Source organism: Arcanobacterium sp. (ex Cirak et al. 2026), from assembly GCF_053585065.1.
In genome coordinates this window covers 239,575-255,247 of record NZ_JBQJCE010000002.1, presented here as the reverse complement: position 1 = coordinate 255,247, position 15,673 = coordinate 239,575, and the positions used below count along the sequence as shown (strand labels likewise).

16 protein-coding genes are annotated in these 15,673 nt (G+C 51.7%); 6 read left to right on the top strand and 10 right to left on the bottom strand.

The annotated features are described in order from the left end of the window. Window positions 1-89: 89 nt before the first annotated feature. Window positions 90-386, bottom strand: a complete 297-nt coding sequence (locus tag ACTOVJ_RS02315) for a WhiB family transcriptional regulator (protein WP_449501204.1) — start codon at window positions 384-386, stop codon at window positions 90-92. A 261-nt stretch (window positions 387-647) separates the two neighbouring features. Between ACTOVJ_RS02315 and guaB the strand changes: the two genes are divergently transcribed. Continuing rightward, complete coding sequence (guaB, locus tag ACTOVJ_RS02310) at window positions 648-1,799, top strand: IMP dehydrogenase (RefSeq protein ID WP_449501203.1); 1,152 nt, start codon at window positions 648-650, stop codon at window positions 1,797-1,799. Here guaB and ACTOVJ_RS02305 read toward each other — a convergent pair. Then, window positions 1,796-2,491, bottom strand: coding sequence for an exonuclease domain-containing protein (locus ACTOVJ_RS02305; protein WP_449501202.1), 696 nt, complete (start codon window positions 2,489-2,491; stop codon window positions 1,796-1,798). The genes guaB and ACTOVJ_RS02305 overlap by 4 nt on opposite strands. 149 nt (window positions 2,492-2,640) lie before the next feature. On the opposite strand from ACTOVJ_RS02305, the gene ACTOVJ_RS02300 reads away from it, so the two are divergent. Both ACTOVJ_RS02300 and ACTOVJ_RS02295 read left to right on the top strand, forming a co-directional pair. After that, window positions 2,641-3,759 carry a GuaB3 family IMP dehydrogenase-related protein gene (locus ACTOVJ_RS02300; protein WP_449501201.1) on the top strand — a complete coding sequence of 373 codons (1,119 nt, stop codon included), beginning with the start codon at window positions 2,641-2,643 and terminating at the stop codon, window positions 3,757-3,759. Then, entirely contained in the window at window positions 3,756-5,309 is a 1,554-nt protein-coding gene (locus tag ACTOVJ_RS02295; protein WP_449501200.1) for a SulP family inorganic anion transporter, read from the top strand. Before ACTOVJ_RS02300 ends, ACTOVJ_RS02295 begins: the two co-directional genes overlap by 4 nt. 47 nt (window positions 5,310-5,356) lie before the next feature. Here ACTOVJ_RS02295 and ACTOVJ_RS02290 read toward each other — a convergent pair whose 3' ends face one another. The 5 genes from ACTOVJ_RS02290 to ACTOVJ_RS02270 form a co-directional block, all read right to left on the bottom strand. Further along, complete coding sequence (locus tag ACTOVJ_RS02290; RefSeq protein WP_449503873.1) at window positions 5,357-5,845, bottom strand: DUF2087 domain-containing protein; 489 nt, start codon at window positions 5,843-5,845, stop codon at window positions 5,357-5,359. Then, window positions 5,842-6,975: an MFS transporter gene (locus ACTOVJ_RS02285; RefSeq protein ID WP_449503874.1), complete on the bottom strand. Its 1,134-nt coding sequence runs from the start codon at window positions 6,973-6,975 to the stop codon at window positions 5,842-5,844. The genes ACTOVJ_RS02290 and ACTOVJ_RS02285 overlap by 4 nt, the downstream gene beginning before the upstream one ends. A gap of 18 nt (window positions 6,976-6,993) precedes the next feature. Further along, on the bottom strand, window positions 6,994-7,878 hold the full coding sequence (locus tag ACTOVJ_RS02280) for a YcaO-like family protein (protein WP_449503875.1): 885 nt from the start codon (window positions 7,876-7,878) through the stop codon (window positions 6,994-6,996). Window positions 7,879-8,008: 130 nt separating this feature from the next. Then, a complete protein-coding gene (locus tag ACTOVJ_RS02275; protein WP_449503876.1) occupies window positions 8,009-8,347 on the bottom strand; it encodes a hypothetical protein in 339 nt (112 codons plus the stop codon). 121 nt (window positions 8,348-8,468) lie between these two features. Further along, on the bottom strand, window positions 8,469-8,939 hold the full coding sequence (locus ACTOVJ_RS02270; protein ID WP_449502609.1) for a hypothetical protein: 471 nt from the start codon (window positions 8,937-8,939) through the stop codon (window positions 8,469-8,471). Window positions 8,940-9,503: 564 nt separating this feature from the next. Here ACTOVJ_RS02270 and ACTOVJ_RS02265 point away from each other — a divergent pair. Together ACTOVJ_RS02265 and ACTOVJ_RS02260 are read left to right on the top strand one after the other, a co-directional pair. Next, entirely contained in the window at window positions 9,504-9,953 is a 450-nt protein-coding gene (locus ACTOVJ_RS02265) for a hypothetical protein (protein ID WP_449504616.1), read from the top strand. A 26-nt stretch (window positions 9,954-9,979) separates the two neighbouring features. Next, the gene (locus ACTOVJ_RS02260; protein ID WP_449503877.1) at window positions 9,980-10,837 is read left to right on the top strand and encodes a hypothetical protein; all 858 of its coding nucleotides are present in this window, start codon (window positions 9,980-9,982) and stop codon (window positions 10,835-10,837) included. A 236-nt stretch (window positions 10,838-11,073) separates the two neighbouring features. Here ACTOVJ_RS02260 and ACTOVJ_RS02255 read toward each other — a convergent pair whose 3' ends face one another. The 3 genes from ACTOVJ_RS02255 to pta form a co-directional block, all read right to left on the bottom strand. Further along, window positions 11,074-11,517 carry a GNAT family N-acetyltransferase gene (locus ACTOVJ_RS02255; RefSeq protein WP_449501197.1) on the bottom strand — a complete coding sequence of 148 codons (444 nt, stop codon included), beginning with the start codon at window positions 11,515-11,517 and terminating at the stop codon, window positions 11,074-11,076. Window positions 11,518-11,645: 128 nt separating this feature from the next. Then, a complete protein-coding gene (locus ACTOVJ_RS02250) occupies window positions 11,646-12,818 on the bottom strand; it encodes an acetate/propionate family kinase (protein ID WP_449501196.1) in 1,173 nt (390 codons plus the stop codon). Window positions 12,819-12,889: 71 nt separating this feature from the next. Next, window positions 12,890-14,518: a phosphate acetyltransferase gene (gene pta / locus ACTOVJ_RS02245; protein WP_449501195.1), complete on the bottom strand. Its 1,629-nt coding sequence runs from the start codon at window positions 14,516-14,518 to the stop codon at window positions 12,890-12,892. 136 nt (window positions 14,519-14,654) lie between these two features. Here pta and ACTOVJ_RS02240 point away from each other — a divergent pair, with 136 nt between their 5' ends. Beyond that, window positions 14,655-15,578 (top strand): pseudouridine synthase, encoded by a 924-nt coding sequence (locus ACTOVJ_RS02240; RefSeq protein ID WP_449503878.1) that lies wholly within the window; start codon window positions 14,655-14,657, stop codon window positions 15,576-15,578. Window positions 15,579-15,673 lie beyond the last annotated feature (95 nt).

Below are 15,673 nucleotides of genomic sequence, written 5' to 3'. Positions count from 1 at the left end.
TGGTGCGGCGGTTGGTCGCGCGCTTATTTTTTGGCTAAAATCTCGGGGCGCACCCCCCACGGTTACCCCCCACTTCTTTTCTGTGTTATCTAGACAGTTGGCGTGTGGCGGCGGCGGGAAACTACCCGGTTGCGCTCTTCTTCCGACATGCCTCCCCAAACACCATATGGTTCGTTGTGGGAGAGGGCATATTCGCGGCACTGTTCAATCACAGGGCACGCCTGGCAAATACGCTTTGCACGCTCGATGCGACGGCGACGCGGGCCACCGCGTTCGCCTTCAGGGTGGAAGAAGAATTCCGGATCCATCGAATTGCAGGCGCCGAGAAGCTGCCAGTCCCAAAAATCCACGAGAGCACCGTCAACATCTTTGATGCGAGCTACCAAAATTTCACGTCCTTTAAATCCATGTGCAGAGGCTCCACGTTAGACTGATCGCCCTTGGCGAAACCTCAACTAGTGTAACTGGCAAATGCATGGAGAAACAGTGTTGATCTTCACTCTCATCTTCGCTAGCGCTTGTTTAATATGAAAAAACGTCTATTTTTTGAAGAAAATTGATGTATTTGAGCAGCTTATGTAGCTGTTGCGCGATATGGTGAGCCGTGCCCCACAGCAACGTTGAAATGTGCGCACTACACTAGGGACATGAACAACGATCCTTTCAGCCTGGTTGGCCTGACTTATGATGATGTGCTCCTCCTCCCGAACGCAACGGATGTGATCCCATCGGAGGTGGATACGCGCAGCTCGCTGACAAAAAATATTACGTTAAAGATGCCAATCCTTTCAGCGGCGATGGATACTGTGACTGAATCACGTATGGCAATCGCAATGGCGAGCCTAGGTGGTCTGGGCGTTATCCACCGCAATTTGTCGATTGAGGATCAAGCCCGGCATGTTGCCACGGTAAAAGCTGTTTCAACCGATACCGTCAATGCTTCGCAAGCAACGCTTGATGCGCGAGGGCGTCTTCGTGTAGGTGCGGCAATTGGCTACTGGGGTGATGCGTGGGATCGTGCACGTGCACTCGCTCAGGCCGGTACTGATGTGCTGTTCGTTGATACCGCCAATGGTGAGGCGGCACTTGCGCTCGAAATGATTTCGAAGATCAAGTCATCTCAGGAATTCGACGGTGTTGATGTTGTTGGTGGCAATATCGCGACGACTGAAGGTGCTCAGGCGCTGATCGATGCAGGAGCTGACGGCGTTAAAGTCGGAGTCGGCCCGGGCTCGATCTGCACCACTCGCATCGTTGCAGGTATTGGCGTGCCACAGGTGACTGCCGTCTATCTCGCATCTTTGGCCGCGAAACCTGCCGGCGTCCCGTTGATCGCCGACGGCGGTTTGACTCACTCTGGTGATATTGGCAAGGCTATCGTAGCGGGTGCTTCGACTGTCATGCTTGGCGGTCTGCTGTCGGGAACTGATGAAACACCGGGTGAAACGTACCAAATCAACGGTGTGAGCTTTAAGAGCTACCGTGGCATGGGATCCCTCGGTGCAATGAGTTCTCGCGGACGAGTCTCCTATTCCAAGGATCGGTATTTCCAAGCCGATGTCAAGAGTGATGAGAAGATCGTGCCGGAAGGAATTGAAGGGCAAGTCCAATCCAAGGGGCCAGTCGAACAAGTTCTCTACCAGCTCACGGGCGGCCTGCATCAGACAATGTTCTACACGGGTGCTCGTTCTATTGACGAGCTCGCTCGGAACGGGCGTTTCGTTCGAATTACCCCTGCCGGCCTACGTGAATCCCATCCGCACGACGTGCAGATTACGGTCAAAGCTCCGAACTATTAAAACCGCACAACTGGCCAACCGCGGGGAGGGAGTGGATTTCCCCTCTCGCGGTCACGCCGGTCAAAGAAGTCGCGCTGTTCGTTGTAGGTTTCTTCCTGTAGCTGCGCTAGCTCGCGAAGATCCATGTGTGCCACGTGCGGATACTTTCGACAGATCGCACCCAGCACCCGCAACGTTGCCAAGACATCAGCTTCTGCATTGTGGAACGCGTCATCTTGGTCAACAGCGTAGTGCTGCGCCAAATTTTCTAGCCGGCGTTTCCCTTTTCGGAAGCGATCACAGCTTCTGTCGATCATGTACGGATCGACGATCGGGCCAATTTCACGTCCGAGCCTCTTTGCCATTGTCTCGAGTCCATGACGTTCTAGCTCACATTCCATGAGAGTCAGATCGTAGGAGGCGTTAAATGCGACCACGACGAATCCTTGCTGCATATGGTTGCACAGCATATCGGCGATTTCATCGAGAACTTGTTCGATAGGGCGCCCTTCCTCCTGAGCTTTCTGAGTGGAGATTCCATGTACTCGCTGTGCTTGGGGAGGAATCTCCACTCCTGGATCTGCCAACCAATAGTGGCGTGTTGTCCGGTTTTCTTCCACCAGAACTACCGATGCCGTCACGAGGCGAGAGGTGAGTGGATCGACACCAGTTGTTTCTGTGTCAAATCCAATCATTGGGTTATTCGTCCACATTTTTCTGCCCCTTTTCTTTTTCCACTGCGGTGATCGATTGCTTTCCTTCAGTGGCGCTATGTTGTTTTAATTCAATCCTAGGAACAGCCTACGACACTTTTTCATGAACACTTTGGATACCAGCTCAAGGAAGACGCTAGGCTTGGTATGTGGCAAACGAAATTGAGATTGGGCGCGGCAAACGCGCCACTGCTGGTTATTCCTTCGATGACATCGCCGTTGTTCCGTCGCGCCGAACGCGTGACGCGGCAGATGTTTCTGTGACGTGGCAACTTGATGCCAATTACCTTGAAGTTCCTATCCTGGGTGCGCCGATGGATTCAGTGACTTCTGTGAAAACAGCCATCGAGCTTTCACGACTCGGCGGAATTGGTGTTCTCGATCTCGAAGGATTGTGGACTCGTTATGACGATCCCACCGATCAGTTTGAGCAGATCGCCACTGCCGGTGAGGATGAAGCGACAGCGGTCCTCCAGCGCGTGTATTCGGAGCCAATTAAACCTGAACTGATCACTCAACGTCTTCGCGAGGTTCGCGAAGCGGGCGCGATCGTTGCAGGTGCGCTCTCCCCGCAGCGCACATCTCAGTATTGGGATCTTGTCGCCGACGCCGGAGTTGACCTCTTCGTCATCCGTGGCACGACCGTCTCCGCTGAGCACGTCTCGTCAAATGCTGAGCCTCTCAACCTCAAGCGATTCATTTATGATCTCGATGTCCCGGTGATTGTCGGTGGTGTTGCCTCATACACGGCGGCTCTTCACCTGATGCGTACTGGCGCTGCTGGCGTCTTGGCAGGGTTCGGCGGAGGTGCTACGTCGGCCAACCGCCGCACCGTCGGCGTCGCCGTTCCGATGGCAACCACTGTGGCAGAAGTGGCGGCTGCCAGACGCGAATATATGGACGAAACTGGCGGCCGATATGTGCACGTGATCGCCGACGGTCAAATTTCAACCTCAGGAGATCTTGTCAAAGCAATTGCGTGTGGCGCCGACGGTGTGATGCTCGGTACGGCGCTTGCCCGGGCGGAAGAAGCCCCCGGCCGCGGTTTCCACTGGGGTGCGGAGGCGCGTCATTCGACGCTCCCGCGTGGGGAGCGAGTAGAAGTTGAGCCAGTGGGGAGTCTGGAGACGGTGATCAACGGGCCTGCGTCGGATGCGTCTGGACGCACGAATCTGATTGGAGCTCTCAAGCGTGCCATGGCAATGACAGGCTACTTAGACGTGAAAGAATTCCAGCGAGTGTCCGTGTCAGTAGGTGCAAACAGGTGAAAGTTTTCGGTGATCATGGCGAAAGAGTACTCGCGCGCAAGGAGATCAACGAGGGGCTGTATGCGCCGACGTCGGTGCTCGGATCGTTGAGATACGCTTTTGCCACTCCGACCCGCATTCGCAAGGAAGTGATCGCCGGACTCACCGTGTCGCTTGCGATGATTCCGGAGGCGATCGCCTTCGCAATTATCGCAGGGGTACCGCCAACGGCAGGTTTATACGCCTCGGTTGTCATGTGTATAACGATGGCGTTCGTTGGAGGACGTCCAGCTGTGTTGACAGGTGTGACATCTGCGGTGGCAATCGTTACCGCTCCGATCGGACTGCATTACGGCGTTGAATACATGATGGCCACAGTTTTGCTCGGTGGTGTGATACAAGCGGTACTGGGTCTGGTCGGGGTAGCGAATCTCGAAAAACTCATCGGTCGTTCGGTGATGCTTGGTTTTACTAATGCCCTGGGGTTGATGCTCATGTGGACGCAAGCCAAAGTGTTCACACAGGGTAATTGGCAGGTGTGGACCCTGGCAGCAATCGGTATCGCCGTGATGTTTCTCTGGCCAAAAATGACTCGTGCCTTGCCAGGGCCACTTGTGACTGTGGCGCTTCTGACGTTGATCGCAGTGTTCGCAGGCTGGCACGTACCAAACGTTGGCCAGATGGGACCGATCGGGGGAGCGTTCCCGCTCCCAGGGCTGCCAGATGTGCCCTATAACCTCGAAACATTGCGCATTATTGCGCCTTACTCGCTCGCGGTTGCATTTATCGGGATCATCACGTCGCTCATGACAGCGAAACTTGCCGACGACGTTGTGGACAACGATTCAAATAAAACTCACGAAACAATCGGCTTGGGAATCGCGAACCTGGCTTCTGGCTTATTTGGAGGCATGGCCGGCTGTGGAATGATGGGACAAACGCTGATCTCTGTCCGAGAAGTTGGCGCTCGCACACGACTGGCCACTTTGATGGGTGGTGTCTTCATTCTTGTTCTCAGTCTTGGCCTTGCGCCGGTGGTTGCCGCTATCCCGACGTCGGCTCTGGCGGCTGTGATGCTCGTCATTGGGATCAAGACAGTGCACTGGAACGTCATGCGACCGGCGACGATTAAATTCATGCCGTGGACCGAATCGATCATTATGTTTGCCACGATGATCGCTGCGATTGTGACGCAAAACTTGGCCATCGGCGTCGGAGTGGGTGTGGTGACGGCGATTATTGGTTTCACGCGGAGAATCACCCATATGGTTCATGTGGAGACTGTGCTTGAAGATGCGCCAGAGGGCGATGGCAAGATCCGTATTTACACAGTACATGGTCAACTTTTTTGGATTTCTGCCACTTCAATCATGAAGCGTTTCAACTTCGATACACGTGCGCACACGATCATCATTGATCTATCTGATGCGGAAATCTGGGATGCTTCCACGGTGGCAACTCTTGACGCTGTGATGCGCAAGTATCGCAATCGTGGCAAACTGGTTGAGATTCGGGGGCTTCACGGTTCGAGCCGTGATCGCCTGCGCAAACTCTCGGGGCATTTGGACTAAGTTGCGCAACGAAGATTCGTGGCAGTTGTTCTGGATAGCGGTGTTTTCTATTTTTCTGTATTGAGCTGGTAGGTGCTTCCGTCCCTACTGCGGTGGAGTATTCCTGCATCTACGCACGCTCTGCGCACACGTGCAACATCTCGAACAAACATTGCGAGAGCACAGTTTAATTCTGATTCGCTGAGTTTAGTGCGTGGGTGAATGCGTGTGAAAACAGTAGTAACGAGCTTGTGGGAAAGAACAAGAATTTGATCCTCGTCTTGTGGAAGAGTATCAATTCTTTTGACGTGTGCAATGAGATCTTCAGATAGGACGTTTTCAAGTTCTGCGATGGTATTTCGCAGGCACGTGGTATCGATTGTTCCATCGTGCGCCCAGTCAAATGGGAGATTGTCCTTGCTGAAGGAAGTGAAATTTTCGTGGCTCATGAGTAAACGAGCGAGTTTGGCACGAAAATTCGGGTTTGCGATTGATGAGGTGATAATGCGCACGCGTTTGATTGCCTGCGTTTGATCCTTCCCAAGAGCTGAGTTCACAGTGAAGTCTCCGTTGCGGTTTTCTTGCCGAATGCGAGTACTGCCCACAGAATAACAATAATGGCGGATGAAATAAGGGATGCAGCGAAGAAACCGGCAAATTGGGTAACGTATCCAACAGCGATGCTCGCTATCGCAACAAGAGCGCTATCGCCAAGAGAGGCAAGAGAGGTCACAGTTGCTCTAATGGAGTCATTGGTGTTGGCATGAAAAATGCCGTATGCCCGTATTGACATATGTGTTTGCAACGCAACATGCAAGAGGAAAAATATAGCGCCAATATATGTAGTACAGAGCGAAAAAAGAGAAATGCAGATAATATTCATGAAAATTACTGCAGTTAGTGGAGCATTGTGCGCATATTTGAATGTGATATGTGCGCTAATGGTGCCAACAATTCCAATGGCACATCCTAATATTCCAATAATGATGAGCTGTTTAGACCCAAATATATTTTGCCAGATGGTCAGGGGTGCCACAGCAGAGGAAGCTGTTAGCACAGAGATCCAAAATGAGCGGTGGCTGAGTGCAGGCAATACTGAGCGGAAAAGGTGGCGTACTGATGTGGGAGGAGCGCTGTGGGCAGAAGAAAATGAGGCGCTGATCAGTAGCGCCGCTAGCATTGATAATGCTGCGAGAAACCACACTATGCGAGGTGAAAAAGCGTAAAGAATGACGCCTATTGCAGCTGAAATTGCAGTGATTGCCAATGAAATCCGTTGTATTTTGGAATTCATTTGAGTAATAGAAGCTTCTGTTCGGAGTTTCAATTCGCCAAGCAGAAGCTTGTCAAAATTTCCTGATACAAAGGCAAAACCAAAACCGGTGAGCAATTGCGCGATGAGTAACCAGAGGAATGTATCGGCAATACCAAATATTGTAAGGCCTAGAATGCGCGATATTAACCCAATGAATAGAGTGCCACGGGCACTCCACATATCTGTAATGATTGAGCTAGGAACTTCAAAAATCAGTACAGCGATATTAAAAGCGGCCACAAGGTAGCCGATCTGTGCCCATGACATTCCTATCCAGGACAAATAAAGAATATTAATTGCACTGAAGATTCCAAGGCTAAATGAAGTAAATGCGCTGTATGTAATATATTTTGTGCTTTTGTTTTTAAACATATTGGATTTGTTTTTTATTTACATAAATAATGGACCGGTATACTCAGATCTATCTGAGGGAAGGTTCATTGTTTGGGCAAAAGTATCAATAGCCTTATTCGCAAAATAATCTCCATCAGATACCCCAATTCCTGAAATTAATGTCTTTACTACTGAAAAGGAGGCGGTAGTGATTAAGGGTGCAACATAGATTGATTTATTTGCCTGGATAATATTCTGGAAAATTTGTTGGAATGATATTTTTTCGTATTTCAGTATATCTGCACTGGTCGCGGGATTTTTAGAAAAAAATTGTGGAAAAATTTTACGTGCCTTACCGCTACTCCATAAATTGCGCATATCTAGCATAGAATCCGAGTTCTTGTCTACTTTCAAAGAATCAATCAGTTGGACACACTCGGTAAAAGCACGATGTATGGAGTGTGCCAGGGATAGAGTTGCCCCAGTACCACGTGAATAGAACCTTAGAGTATCGCACGAAGATTCTTCATAAACCACTTGAACAATCGGAACTCTCCAGGGGTTGGCTAGCAAAGTTACTATGAAATGACCGGAGTATTCATTCATTGCCTCTTTTATTGCGGCAGGAATTTGTTTTTCAGAGAGGGAAAGAGGGCAGTTTTTTGTTCTCGCGTAAAACCAGAAGGCATCTCGCTCAAGTAACTCAAGTATACCCTGTTTTATCGCATCTTGGGCAGTGGCGCCGGCAGAAGCACCGTTAGTTGAGCTTATTGAAAATAAAGTTGCACCACTACTGGGAGTATAAGGGCAATACACTAGATTCGCGGGAATCGACACGGCAGTTCCATTTGGAAAGTTGACTCCAGGAATCCACTCAATTATTGCGTCCTGCGCCCATTTGCTCACTTTAGGATCTGAGTGAGGTGGGGCGGGATGTTTCATGTTAATTGAGCGTGTAATGTTTTTCGTTCCTCATGTTTTTGAGCGTGTAATGGGTGTTAGGCGAGCTGGATTTTGATTCTGCCTTCGTAGTGTTGTTCGCGTTGTTTTTGTTTCAGGGCGACCTCGATGGTCAGTGTCTGGTTTTCTCACGTGCGTGGCCGATCAGATGGCTTTGAAGATGGGTGATTTCCTGGGTGAGTTCAGCGGGATTGATCGACTGGTAGAGAGATTCGAGCTCGACTTGCTGGGCAGGTGAGAGAATGCCGGTAGCTTTGAGCCGCTGGTAAGGGGTAGCAGGCTTGTCATACACCCGTTTGCGTCGTCTGTTCTTGTTTTCTTTCCATCCGATTGGTTTCACTGTTGGGGTGAAGTAGTTTATTTTCAAACACACGTTCGTATAGAGCTTGGCAAGGAGGGCGAGTTCTTCGGGCGTGTGATAACGGTAGTGGAATGCGTATCGGCGTACCACGTGGTTGTTTTTCGATTCAATATGGGCTTGGTCGTTCTTTTGGTAGGGGCGCGAGCGGGTAAAGAAAATATCACGGTCTGCAGCCCAGTTAACAACGTCATGGTTGATGAACTCAGCCCCGTTATCGCAATCGATTCCTTGGATCAGGTAAGGAATATTGCCATGAGCCTTCTTCTAGGCCAGCAAGAATGTGAGTGCGGGCATTGTTCCGACAAGCTTGAAGTTCGACCCATCCTAAGTGGATGTCAGTTAACGACAACGTGCGGACGAATTCGCCTTTAACACTGGGCCCGCAGTGAGCTACAGTATCAACCTCGAAGAATCCAGGCTCGGATTCAACTTCACTGGATGCGGTGCGAATCTGGATCGAGTTGCGTAACAAGGCGCCAGGCTTAGTTGTCGAGATTCCTTTGAGTTCTCGCTTCTGGCGTTCGGTTTTCAAATACCGGCCGATAGTTGCTGCGCTCATAGATAACACTTCAGCTCGGGTGTCCTTGTTGTAGTAGTGCTCGCCATCGATAAGTTCACTGTGGCGTTCGAGCGCGTCAATCCACTGGGGCAGGTTTGCGGCGAGGTATTTCCCGCATGGCATACCTTCTAATATCCAGATCCGGATTAAGAGTTTCTTCGCCGCAGCCGAGTACTTCGTTGGTTTAACTGTACGTTGATCGAGCCGGTAAACCTTGGGATTACAAATCGTGGGATCGGTCAGGTAGCGGCGTTGAGGGCCTTGATAGGCCAGTAACCGTGCAGAATTGGTCTAAAACCCGTGATTTTTCTTTCTTCGTTCCTACGCGGTAAGCCTGACATAACCGTTTAGCTACTTCCACACGAACCATTTTCGGAGCTACTTCCTCATTCATACGAAAATTATTTCGCGCTCAAAACACGTCAGGCACCACTAACGCTTCGCGCTCAATATATGCAAAGTACGTCGGCTTGTTGAGTTACCGCAATCTACTGGGTAGAATTTCTTTGTCACAAAGAAGTGGATAGTCAGGAAAATAAAATGTTGCGAGAACTTACTGTATTTTCTTTTGTAGTATCGGCTTTTGCTCCGATATTACCTCTCCAAAAAATGATGCCGAGCCGATACCCCTCGCTTCTAGTGTCGCCATCCTTGAGAAGGGTGCGAACTCGTTGAGGTCTGATCCTAATGAGAGATATGTTGCCGGCATTCTCATCTCGTCAACTTGCCACTGCTTATGGTCAACAAACTCAAACTTTTGGATACAAGTCAGCAGGATTTTGGAGAAAAAGTGGAGGGCTTGTGACTGCGCATAACCCTCATATGTCTCCGCGAGGAGGAGTTTCGGGCCATGTTTCATGGAAACCAATTGGAGATCCACGTTTCTCAAAGATGAAACTCACTGCGCAGTTGTATGCGTGGTCAACGTTTAAGTATTGGGCGGCAGGGAATGAAGATACTCGGGTGGTTTTGCCTGCCTATAAAGGTCAAACGCCAGGGGCAAACTCTCGTGCGCAATGTAGAACAAAGGCCAAGACGACGTGGTACACCTATGGAACCGGCTACGCTTATCCTGCTCAAAAAATGTCGGGTTACCATTCGTCATCAACATCTGATCTGGATTGTTATCCATGGTAAAGGCATGTCATCATACGGTTGAGGTTGTGGTAGTTGGTGCAACCGGTGCGGGTGTCGATTCGCTATCGCCAACAGATGCAGCCAATTTTCGCTATCGTGTTCAACAGCTTTTCTACGAGTTGAGCAATGAATGGCTCAATGAAGAAGTCGAAGGTTATTCTCTTTGGCATACCTTCTACGAAGATGAGAATTTAGACCCCCTTTCTGATGAGATCATTGGGTGCGTCATAACAAATATTTGCTCTGATCGGAATATCCCTATCGCTTTGTTGTACCAATGTTTACAGGTGTGTTTTGATTATTTGCGCGTTACCGACACGCGAGGTTATTTCGTGGAAATTGGTTCGTTTGCACTGGGGAAAAGCCAGACACCAGTGTGGTATCGCAGATTGAGGGAAGATCAACCTTCTCGATTTGCGCGGTTTTTTCGTCAACAGTTGAGTCGTTTTTGTGGTGACATCTTTGAGAAGAATTTGTCACGTTTCCCAATCCCATATTGTCCTGATGTGAGACCTGGTGCGGGCATGGAGATTCTCAGGCAACAGGTGGAAGGCAAGACGCCGGTGGAAGTAATCGTGGAAACACTGTACGAGCAGGGTACAGAGCGTGAACTTGAGCGCGTGGCTCAATTGTTTATTGGCTATATCAGCCCCGAGCAACCTGTTTTAGATGGGTTTGTTGGTGTAGGGGCAAATAAGTGGACGATAACGCGCTCAGAAAATGAGAAGAAACAACAAGTTGGCCGTTTACACATTCGAGGGTATTTGCCGGATTTCAATCCGATTTTCGCCGGAATTGCTACGCGAGGCGCGATCGAATCTTGTCATCTCGCTGGCGTTGCTAATCCGCTGAAAATATCTGTTGAACTGGAATCATATAGATGAAAGCTATGAAATTCTGTGCAGTTCTTTGCAGTATATTTACGGCATGAGGGCTGGTGGAAATGAAATATGTGGCTCTGAGAGAGGCGATAGGACACCCCCTCGGAGCCACACTGCCAAGATCTGATTGCGAACGTCATGTACTGAGAAGTATGTTGCCTCCTCAAGCAATTGAAGCATTCACGTTCAGAATACGAGCGCTATACCTTGGGTAAATGCGAATGGAATGCGAATCAGAATCAATCAAGAGATGGGGCTTTGAAACGATAGATGTTCGTTTCGCGCATTTCGAAGCCACTGCGTTGGTAGAGGCGATTTGCTGCTTCACGGGATGGGCGAGAGGTGAGATCGATTGATTTCGCACCACGGTTATTCGCCAGCTCAACAGCGCTGTCAACTAGCGCACGGCCAGCACCTTGACCACGAGCGGCTTCGTCGACAACTACATCCTCAATCCACGCTCGCACACCAGTGGGGATTTCAAACATGACAAGAGAAAGCATTCCCACGATTGAGTTGTCATTTTCAGAGCGGAAAACGAGCAGGGAGAGAGCGTCAGAAGAAAGCATACGCTCTAAGCCCTCAAGATCGAGAGGTGCAGAAGATCGTGAGAGCTGAGGAATCAGACGCGCGAATGCCTTCTCAAGCTCGGGGGTGGCATCGGTGATGAGTTCAACGGCCATGAATTTTCCTTTCACAGAGCAATAGTGTGCTATTTCGGGAATGCCCAAAAGAGCATCATGTCTTCAGTGTAAACGTAAAACGCGGCGGGCTGGACAGCCCCAGCCCGCCGCGTTCGCTGATATGAGAATCAGATGAGTTCCATTGCCTGGCGTGCAATGGAGAGCTCTTCGTTAGTCGGAATCACCATCACGCGCACCGAGGAATCCTCGGTCGAGATCGTGCGTGCTTCCTTCGAACGGACAGCGTTCTTGTCAGCGTCGATCTTCACACCGAAACCTGCCAGGCGCTCAGCCACAGCTGCACGCAGGAGATCGTCGTTCTCGCCTGCACCAGCGGTCCAGGTGATAACGTCGAGTCCACCCATCACTGCGGCGTAGGCGCCAATGTAGTGGACGATGCGGTGAACGTAAACCTCGATGGCTTCCTTCGCATCTTCGTCGCCAGCTTCGATCTTCTCCCACACCATGCGCATGTCATTGTCGCCGGCGAGACCCTTCAAGCCCGACTCCTTGTTGAACAGCGTGTCGATTTCATCAATCGACATGCCGCCAACGCGTGCAAGATGGAAAACAACTGCCGGATCGATGTCACCGGTACGGGTACCCATCATCAGACCCTCAAGCGGGGTCAGCCCCATCGAGGTGTCCACTGCGTGTCCATTGACAACGGCGGACACCGATGCGCCGTTCCCCACATGGAGGACGATCTGCTTGAGGTCATCGCGGCCAAGCAGCTCGGCAACCTTCTGCGAGATGTACATGTGGGATGTACCGTGAGCGCCGTAGCGGCGGATCTCGTACTTCTCGGCCACGTCGCGCTTGAGAGCATAGGTCGCCGATTCACGCGGAAGATTCTGGAAAAATGCCGTGTCGAATACGGCAACGTTCGGCACGTCGAACAGTTCGCGTGCCACCTCGATGCCCTTCAGGTGGGCAGCGTTATGCAGCGGAGCGAGCGGGATGAGTTCTTCGATCTTGGCTGCGACTGCGTCATCAATGATGGCAGCCTTATCGAAGTACTTACCACCTTGGACGACGCGGTGGCCAACAGCCTTGATCTGCGCTTCTTCGAGCTTCGGGCCATAAGTATTGAACATGTCCAGAACGAGCTTGAGACCCTCACCATGATCGGCAATGCGCTGTTCAAGGGTATGCTTTTCGCCGTTCACCTTGTGCTCGAGCGCGGAGATCTCCTCGCCGATGCGCTCTACGAGTCCAGATGCGAGTGATTCGCCGCTTTCCGGGTTCACCAGCTGGTACTTGATCGATGACGAACCCGAGTTAATGACGAGTACAGACACGTATTCTCCTTTTTGTTTGTTTCGTTATTTTGCCGACGCAGGAGGGAAGTTCCACCTGCGTCGGCAAGTTTTTAGCCCTGCGCCTGAATGGCAGTGATTGCCACGGTGTTGACGATGTCGTCAACGAGTGCGCCACGGGAAAGATCATTGACTGGTTTGTTCAGACCCTGAAGGATTGGGCCAACAGCGACAGCTCCTGAAGAACGCTGAACAGCCTTGTATCCAATGTTTCCAGCCGACAGCGACGGGAAGATGAACACCGTTGCACGGCCAGCCACCGGTGAGCCGGGGAGCTTCTTCGCAGCAACAGTCGGGTCTACCGCGGCATCGTACTGAATGGGGCCTTCGATGAGGAGATCGGGACGAGCTTCCTTTGCCACGCGAGTTGCCTCGACGACAGCGTCGACGTCTGGCCCCTTACCGGAGGTGCCTGTCGAGTAGGAGAGCATAGCGACACGTGGCTCAACGCCGAACTGAGCTGCGGTTTCTGCCGAAGAGATCGCGATCGAGCTAAGTTGTTCTGGGGAAGGGTTGGTGTTCACAGCGCAGTCACCGTACACGAACACGCGGTCTTCCATGAGCATGAGGAAGCACGAGGACACAATCGAAGCGCCCGGTTTGGTTTTAATGATCTGGAAGGACGGGACGATGGTGTTCGCAGTGGTATTGACGGCGCCGGACACCATGCCGTCGGCGTCGCCCATATGAACCATCATCGTACCGAAGTACGACAGATCCTTGATCTTCTCAACTGCTGCCTCGTAGGTCACGCCCTTCTTTTCGCGTAGACGTGCAAATTCGGTCGCGTACTTCTCCACAAGAACTGGATCAGAGAGAGACACGATCGATGCCCCTGACAGATCAAGGTGAAGTTCGCCTGCGCGTGCCAAAACCTCATCCTTTTCACCAAGCAAGATGATGTCAGCAACTTCGCGACGCAGCAGCTCGTCAGCCGCACGCAAGATACGATCATCGCTTGATTCTGGCATCACGATTCGCTTGCGATCAGCGCGTGCGCGCGAGATCAGGCGTGACTGGAACGCAAGCGGCGTAATAACATCCGACTCCTCTTCCATTGCGCCGTGAAGGATGGCAGACATTTGTTCAGTGAGTTCACGCGAACCGCCGTCGGGGAAAGCGATGACAGGGGCGACTTCGTGAGTAAAGCGCTCCTGGTCAAATTCACCCGGCGTGTCAGTAACGACGACTGCGGAGACCGGTGCATGTTCTTCGGTGACCACAGACTTAGCGAGCTTGGAGATCGTCGTGATTTGTGCAGGAGAGCGCAGTGCGCCTGATACTGCGAGAACCATTGTTGTGCCAAGGTTAGCTGCAGCGCGACCTGCGCGGTCGAGTGTGCCGGGGTTGAACGGATCCCCATCGAGAATACCCAGAACCAAAACGGCGTCGAAGCTCTCTGCGTAGTCCGTGTAGCGTTTGACGACCTGGTTCATCGCCTCTTCTTCGTCATTGACATATGTCTGACGTGAAGAACCCCAAGCGCGGTCAAGATCTTCTAGGCGACCTGCTGCTTCCAAGAGCTCAATAAAGGCCGCATCTTCTTCGATTGGGCCGTTAGTAAAGGAACGGAAGACGCCCAGGTTTGGGTAGTCAGCCTTGAGCTGCTTGACAAAAGAGAGGGCTGCAGTGCGGGTGCCGGAGTTTCCCTCCGCCGCGGTAAAATAGACGCTTTTGGTCACGAGTTTTTCCTCAATCTAGTTCGGATGCCTCATTGCGTACCTGCCACAACAGGACTAGTTCTATCGTCCCACTTTTCGCAAAATTGTGTGTCTGAACGTTAAGATTTTTGGGGAAATCACACATGAGGGAGGTCACGTGGGTAAGCGGAGAACCGAGCGTCGGCGTCGTCGTGAGCAGGAATTACGGCCGCCGATGCGGGGCGGACTTGGAGCAAGTCCGGTGATTCTTCCCCCAGGTGAATACAATGACGTAGCGCAATGGCTTGACGAACGATTCGGTTTGGGCAGCGCGCAAGCCTTGGATAAAGGCGATGTTTTTGCCGACTATGGTGTGCGACTTTCCTCCGATGCTCCTTACGTTCCCGGACAGCGACTGTGGTTGTTTCGAGCGGTTCCGGACGAACCTGCCGAACCAATTGTGCTGGAGGTTCTGGCAGAGAATGACAACTATATTGCTGTTGATAAGCCGCATGGAATTGCAACGATTCCTCGAGGTGGGTACGTTGCGCGCAGTGCGGTGGTGGCAGCCAGGCGGCAATTTTCCGACGATAACCTCGTCCCGGCACACAGACTCGACGCAGGAACAGCCGGGGTTCTTCTCTTAGTGAAGAATCCTGAAGTTCGCGGTGCTTACCAACGCATGTTTCAGATGCGCAACGTCGAAAAAGAATATGAAGCAGTTGCTCCACTCGTGGGAGAAATCGGCCAGTGGCGACACGTGGAATTGCGATTGGAAAAGGAACACGGTGAGCTCGCTGCACGAGTTGTTGACGGCGAACCGAATGCAATCACTGATCTTGCTCCCGTCGAGGAGCTCGGGGAATATGCCCGGTGGCGCCTTCTTCCGCACACCGGTAAAACCCACCAATTACGTGCGACTCTAAGCCATCTCGGTGCTCCGATTGTGTTCGATCCGCTCTTCCCTCGCGTCATGGATGCCCAGGAGACTCAGCGTTTGCCGCATCCTCTCCAACTTCTGGCGCGAACGTTACGTTTTCGCGATCCGCTCAGCGGGCAGACGGTAGAGGTGACATCGAAAGCGCGTCTCGCACTAGGATGAGTGTCAGTGTGACGGGAGCGTGGAGCGTGAGGGCAAACCTGCCGTCGGCGTCGTCGGGCAATCTCAGCAATTGGACGATTGCGTCTCGCTGAACA